Origin of the sequence: Actinacidiphila oryziradicis (assembly GCF_005047355.1) — a bacterium.
Lineage (GTDB): Bacteria > Actinomycetota > Actinomycetes > Streptomycetales > Streptomycetaceae > Actinacidiphila > Actinacidiphila oryziradicis.
On the sequence record NZ_SUMC01000068.1, the window covers coordinates 34,012 to 40,496 of the forward strand.

Genomic DNA, 6,485 nt, shown 5'->3' on the forward strand with positions numbered 1-6,485 from the left:
CTACGCGGCCTCGGACTCGTCGTCCGGGGCCGTTTGCGTGAGCGGTGTGTGAGCGGACGGCTCATCCTCATCGGCCGTCTCAGCGGACTCGGGCGCATCATCCGCCTTGCCCGCGCGCGGTACGAGGCGGGCTGCGGCCTCGGCGATGGCCAGGTCGGTCTCGGGCAGCAGGCTCGTGTACGTGTCGGCGGTGATGGTGATCGAGGAGTGACCGAGCATCTCCTGGATGTCCTCCAGATCCGCACCTGCCGCATGGGCCAGCGTCGCCGCACCGTGCCGCAAGTCGTGCGGTGCCAGATGGCGAAGCGGGTGGTCATCTCGGCGCGGTAGTTGCTGCGAGCGGGGGCTCGGCGCAGCGACAGGGCGAGGTCTTGGCATGGTCTGCCGGGCAGGGCCAGGGAGCGATCGGGTTGCCCAGCCACCGGGTCCCGGCCGGTACTCGCTCCCCGCGCATCACCAGGGACGCCGGCCCTACCACTGTGCCGGCCGCCAGCGAGGCACCGGGCAGCGCGATGGAGTGCGGCCCCAGTGTGGCTCCCGCGTCGAGTCGGATGTGGTCCAGTTGCAACACCCGGTCGTGGAAGAGATGCGTTTGCACCACGCAACCGCGGTTTACCGAGGCGCCGTCTTCGATCCGGACCAGGTCGGTCTCGGGCAGCCAGTGGGTCTCGCACCACACGCCGCGGCCGATCCGGGCGCCGAGCGAGCGCAGCCACATGTTGAGGAACGGCGTACCGAGCAGGAGCCGGCCGAGCCAGGGCATGGCCAGCTCCTCGACAAAGGTGTCGTAGAGCTCGTTGCGCCAGACGAAGGAGCTCCACAGTGGGTGGCGGCCCGTCATGAACCGCCCCATCACAAGCCATTTCGCTGCGGTGGTGGCCAGGCAGGCGAGTATGCCCGCGCACAGCAGCACCACTCCCGCCAGGGCCGCGGCCGCCGGCAGCCCGTAGCGTACGGCGAGCATCTGGAGTGTTATCGCGGTGAGGCTGCCGATGAGGGCTGTGCACATGACCGGTACAAGCCGGCACGCCTCCACGGCAGCCCGGGCGAGCACCAGCCTCCGCGGCGGCGCCCAGGTCCGTCCTGGATCCCCCTGCTCCCGTACGCGGGGCAGTGAGAAGCCTGGTCTGCCCAGCCAGGACGATCCGGGGTCGGCGTGCGCGGGAACATCTGAGAGCACCCCGACCAGGGCGTCTTGGGGAAGCTCCCGGCCCGGGCTCACGATCCCGGAGTTGCCGACGAATGCACGCCGCCCGACGCAGGAAAAGTCCAGCCGGAGCCAGCCGCCACGCAGCTCGAACGGCGCCACCAGGGTGTCATCGGCGAGGAACGCCTGGTCGCCTACCCGCATCAGTGCCGGCAGTCCCAGCACGGTGGAAACCTCCGCCTGCCGCCCGACCCTGGCCCCGAGCATACGCAGCCACAATGGCGTCAGCAGGCCCGCGTAGAAGGGGAAGAGCGAGGTCCGGGCCATGCCCATGAGCCGTGAGACCAGCCAGGCGCACCAGGCGACCCTGCCGCCTGTGGGGTGGTGCCCGGGAGTCAGAGCTCGGCCCGCGAGCCGTACCAGCAGCACGGTCAGCGTCGCATAGCAGCCCATCGTCAGCAGGGCGAGCAGCGGGGTCAGCGGCAGCAGGTCGAGCGCCACGGCGCCGAGGTCCTGTTCGTCGCCCACGAAACGGTTCAGGACAAGCAGCGCCGGCAGGGAAGCCACCAGTGGCAGCAACCCCAGGGCCAGCAGGGCCGCGCTGTAGGCCAGTTCCCAGCGCCTCGAACGTACCCGGACCGGCTGCGGCCAGTCGTGGCCCGCGCGCGGGGAACCGGATATTCGCCGTGCCGGTGAGCCGTACCACCGCTCATCCGCGGGCACTTCGCCATCTACACAGCTGCCGGGTGCGACATCCGCTCCGCTGCCCACCTTGGCACCGGGCATCAGCATGCTGCGGGCGCCCACCCGGGCGCCGTACCCCACCTCGACCCGGCCCAGATGGAGCACATCGCCGTCCAGCCACCAACCGGCCGCGTCCGCCTCGGGCTCCAGAACGCATCCGGATCCGAAACGGGCCATTCCGGTCACCGGCGGCATGGCGTGCAGCTCCACGCTCCGGCCCACCGAGCAGCCCAACGCCTTGGCGTAGCGGGCAGCCCAGTGAGTGCCGAGCAGTGAGGCCGTACCGAGTACGGTCCCCATGCGTTCAGCCGCCCACAGCCGCAGGTGCACCAATCCGCCACGGGGGTACGTACCGGGTCGGAACCCGGCGGTGAGCAATCGGCCGACGGCCGCCCCGACCACAACGCGGCCGGGGGCGCTGGACAGAGCCAGCCAGCCCGCGGCGATCAGCCACCATGAACTCTGCGGGGCCCAGGGCAGCGGACCGACGAGATTGCCCAACGCGGCCAGTACGACCAGCAGCCGTATCCCCACCACACTGCACAGCACGGTCACCACCACGAGCTGCACGGCACCGGCCCGGCGGGGCGCGGGAAGGACCTTGCGGCCGAGATCGCCGCCGCCCTCCAGTTCATTCAGCCGTGCGGCGAGGTCCAGCAGCCGGGGACACTGGTAGACATCGGCGACGGAAACCCTGGGGACGCGTTCGCGCAGTGTCGACACCAGTTGCGCGGCCGACAGGCTGGTACCGCCAAGAGTGAAGAAATCGCTCTCCTCCTCGGGGCGGAGCCCGAGCAGGCTCTCCCAGAGGTCGGCCAGCCATCGTACGGTGCCGGTCGGCCCCGGGGCGGTACCTGCGGGGACGGCCTGCCGCTCAAGCAGCGGCCAGGGCAGGGCGTCACGGTCGACCTTGCCGGACGTGTGGGTCGGAAGACCGTCGACGACAGCCAGCAGGGGCACCAGCGGCTGGGGCAGCCGGGCGAGCAGCAGGTCCCTGGCGGCGGCGGTATCGAAGGACTGGCAGCCGTCCCCGTGCAGGACCAGATACCCGACCAGGACCTGGCCACCCGCCGGGGTGGCGCGCACAGCGGCCGCGGCGGCACGTACCCCGGGCAGCGACTGGATCGCGGCATCTATCTCGCCGAGTTCCACACGGCGGCCGGCCAGCTTCACCTGCTCGTCCGCCCTGCCCATATACACCAGTCCCAGCGGGTCGGCACGGACCAGGTCACCGCTGCGATAGGCACGGGGGCTACGCAGAAAGGGGTGCGGCTGGAACTTCTCGGCGTCCCTGGCAGGATCCAGGTAACGGGCCGTCCCGACCCCGCCAATCACCAGCTCGCCGATCTCGCCCCAAGCCACAGGTCTGTTGTCCGGGCCCACGACGGCCAGTTCGCAGCCCGCCAACGGTGCGCCGATACGCACGGGCTCGCCAGGGGCCAGCCGGGCGGCACAGGCCACCACGGTGGTCTCAGTAGGACCGTAGGTGTTCCACAGCTCGCGCTGCGGAGCGGCGAGCCGGTCGACCAGTTCGGCGGGGCACGCCTCTCCGCCCAGGACGAGCAGCCGCACTCCCATGAGGCACTCGGCCGGCCACAGAGCGGCCAGGGTCGGAACAGTGGAGACCACGGTGACACCGCGCTCCAGCAGCCACGGCCCCAGATCGGCACCGGCCCTGACCAGCGAGCACGGCGCCGGAACCAGACAGGCGGCGTGGCGCCAGGCGAGCCACATCTCCTCGCAGGAGGCATCGAAGGCGACGGACAACCCGGCCAGCACCCGGTCGCCCGGTCCCAGCGGCCGGTGCCGGAGGAACAACTGTGCCTCCGCGTCCACAAAGGCGGCAGCTGAGCGGTGGGTCACGGCCACACCCTTGGGACGCCCTGAGGTACCGGAGGTGAAAATGACCCAGGCTTCGTCGGCCGGCCGTGGCAGACCCGCCTTGCCGCACGGCACGCGGCCGGGCCCAGGACGCACGGTCCCCCCCTCGCCGATGACGGCGCAGACCTCCGCGTCCGCCCAGACCGCCGCGGCACGCCGGTCCGGGTCCTCCGCGTCCACCGGAACATACGATGCGCCCGTGCGCAGCACCGTGAGCACGGCGGTGTAGAGGTCCACGGTTCCGGACGGCACCTGGACTCCGACCCGGTCCCCCACGCCGACACCGAGCACAGCGAGGTCACGTGCCAGCAGGCCGACCCGGTCCCACAACTCGCGATAGCTGAGGACCACACCGTCCGCGTCGAGCGCGGGTGCGTCGGGGTACGCCCATACGGAGCACTCCAGTATGTCGAGCAGCGTACGCGGCGGCATCGCCGGCCCGGCGGCCCAGACCGCGCCCGGCCCATTCCGCCAGTGCTCCGGGGAACCCTCCTTGCCGTACCCGTTGGCAGGTCGAGGAGGCCGTCCATCCGGGCCGGGGCGCGGATATTTCCAGTCGGTCCACCCCTGTTGCTGAGGCGACGTGGTCATCCAGACTCCTTACGGAGGGGGCGCGACGCTCTACGAACACATGCGGCGGGCGCGGGGATGAGGCGAGGCCCACGGGGCGGAGGGAGCCACAAGCGGCGCTCCACCGACCGCGACGGCGCCCAGCCACGCGGGCGCTGCGGCACCACAGTCCCTCTCAGGTCCAACGGCCCCTTATCAGGCCCAACGGCCCCATATGAACACACGCCTTCGGGGCCCGCATCCTGTGCGGTGACCCGGCAGTTGTTCCAGGACCGCCTGCGGGCGGCGCCCGGACAGCGCGCCTCGCAGGTCGTCGCGGCCGTTTGGGCTTTCTCTGCAGCTCAGCTCAAGCTGGTTCCGAAGGCACGCGGACATGCAGGGTTGGAGGACCGGCACCAGCGGCGGCGTTTGTCGACGATCCTTTGAAGGGCGCACCTCTTGCGAGGCTGCCTGCCGCCGGGAAAGAGCACACGAGGATCGAGCGTGGCCAGCCTCGCACCCTGGCCACGGTGTTCGGGAAGGTGACCGTGACCCTGATCGCCTACCGCGCCACAGGGGCCGCGGATCTGCACCCGGCCGACGCGGTGTTGAACCTTCCGGCAGGGATGCACAGCCACGGGCTGGCCGCCTGGCCGCGCTGGAGTCTTCCCGCGGCTCGTTCGACGGGGCCTACGAACGGGTCAACACCCGCAGCCGGAATCGGCAAGCGGCAGATCGCCGAACTCGCCATGACCGCCGCGCCCGACATCGACGTGTTCTACGACGCGCCGACAGCGAGACTCTCCAGATGACACAACAAGTTGCCGGGCCTGATCCAGACAAGTGGACTTTGTTGGATTGGGAGTTCGTCGCCAACCCCTGACAACGCCGGAGTCCGCCCTCTCAAGATCGGTGCCAGTGGCGGTGCGCGGAAAAACCCAACTGCGGACGCAAGTCGCAGCCCGCCCGCGCGCCGCCCGACCGCCGACGGCACGGCGGGCCCCCGGGGCATCTGCGTCTCATCGCCAGTCCAAGGTGAGCGGGCCGTCCGGCAGCCGCCCGTCCAAGTAACCGTCCACCACCTCCGGCAGCTCCGGCGGGCGGACCGGCACCCCCGACTCCCGCAGCTCGGCCGCCGTCCACCACCGCGCGGGCAACGGACCGGCCTCGGCGAGATTCCGCACGGCCTGCGCATCCAAAGGGCCAGCCGGGACCGCCAGCAGCAGGCGGCGCTCAACCCGCGTACCTGACCATGCAGGTCCGGTGGCCCACACGTGCCCGACCACCGCCCCGTAACGCACCTCTGCGGAGCCCGTCCTCACCCGCGCCACCGCCGCCGCCGCCACCTCGTACGAGGACCCGAACCCGACCCCGCCCGCCAACGGCGCCCATGCGCCCGCCCACTGCACCAGCAACGCCGTCCTGCGACAGCGGTCCAACAGGACGACGAGCGCGACTCGCCGCAGACGCGGAGCGGGAACGACCATAGGCCCACCCTGACCTACTGCCATTCCGATAGCACCCGGTGCGACGCAGAAGGGTGATGGGTCCCTGCCGCAGCGCGGCGCACGGTGCGTGCCGCCCTGCAAAGGCGACTGCGCACGGGTAACGCCCGCATTGTTCACACTGCCGGAGCAGACCGACTTGTTCTCGACAGCGCTGCGGGAGATCTCCCGGCGGTTCCGTATCTGACCCGCCCCGGCGCGCCACTCGTCCCAACGGTGACATGCGCGGCCCCCGAGATTGCCTGCGTCACGTTCTCGCCGAGTGTGCGGGCGTTCTTCCGCCGGGACCACCGCGAGCGCGAGGGCAACTGGCCCTCCCCCAGTTGCGGCATTCGATCCCCCCGGGCGCTCTCGGCACCGCGGGGTCGAACGCGACCCGGTAGTACCAGCGGTACAGGAGGCTGCTGGCGCTCAACGAAGCCGTGTTCCTTCAGCAGTGCCGGACCTGCGGCCCGCGCCTCGCCGCCAGCGCCGAGGCGCGCCCACGTGGATAGGCCCGGAGGGCACGAGGGAGAACCCGACGTGCACGGTCGCTTACGACGTCGTGCGCGGTAGCTGAGACCCCGGTCTGAGCATGCAAACGGCCGTGCGAGACGATCATGATTGTGACGTCAAGAGGGGCCCGCACGGCCTTGAGCCATCGTATCTGCACCGGGATC

4 protein-coding genes are annotated in these 6,485 nt (G+C 70.9%); 1 reads left to right on the top strand and 3 read right to left on the bottom strand.

The window, feature by feature from the left end:
- Together FCI23_RS39895 and FCI23_RS39900 are read right to left on the bottom strand one after the other, a co-directional pair.
- Positions 1-378 (bottom strand): tyrosine-type recombinase/integrase, encoded by a 378-nt coding sequence (locus tag FCI23_RS39895; protein WP_136729037.1) that lies wholly within the window; start codon positions 376-378, stop codon positions 1-3.
- Positions 314-4,363, bottom strand: coding sequence for a Pls/PosA family non-ribosomal peptide synthetase (locus tag FCI23_RS39900; RefSeq protein WP_322973963.1), 4,050 nt, complete (start codon positions 4,361-4,363; stop codon positions 314-316). The genes FCI23_RS39895 and FCI23_RS39900 overlap by 65 nt, the downstream gene beginning before the upstream one ends.
- Before the next feature lie 488 nt (positions 4,364-4,851).
- Between FCI23_RS39900 and FCI23_RS39905 the strand changes: the two genes are divergently transcribed.
- Positions 4,852-5,133 (top strand): hypothetical protein, encoded by a 282-nt coding sequence (locus FCI23_RS39905; protein ID WP_136729038.1) that lies wholly within the window; start codon positions 4,852-4,854, stop codon positions 5,131-5,133.
- 207 nt (positions 5,134-5,340) lie between these two features.
- Here FCI23_RS39905 and FCI23_RS39910 read toward each other — a convergent pair whose 3' ends face one another.
- Positions 5,341-5,808, bottom strand: a complete 468-nt coding sequence (locus FCI23_RS39910) for a hypothetical protein (protein ID WP_136729039.1) — start codon at positions 5,806-5,808, stop codon at positions 5,341-5,343.
- Positions 5,809-6,485: the final 677 nt, after the last annotated feature.

What these genes read in the sequence shown, in the direction of transcription:
- FCI23_RS39895 (WP_136729037.1), bottom strand. Translation starts at nt 378, where the DNA reads ATGCCAAGACCTCGCCCTGTCGCTGCGCCGAGCCCCCGCTCGCAGCAA.
- FCI23_RS39900 (WP_322973963.1), bottom strand. Translation starts at nt 4,363, where the DNA reads ATGACCACGTCGCCTCAGCAACAGGGGTGGACCGACTGGAAATATCCG.
- FCI23_RS39910 (WP_136729039.1), bottom strand. Translation starts at nt 5,808, where the DNA reads ATGGTCGTTCCCGCTCCGCGTCTGCGGCGAGTCGCGCTCGTCGTCCTG.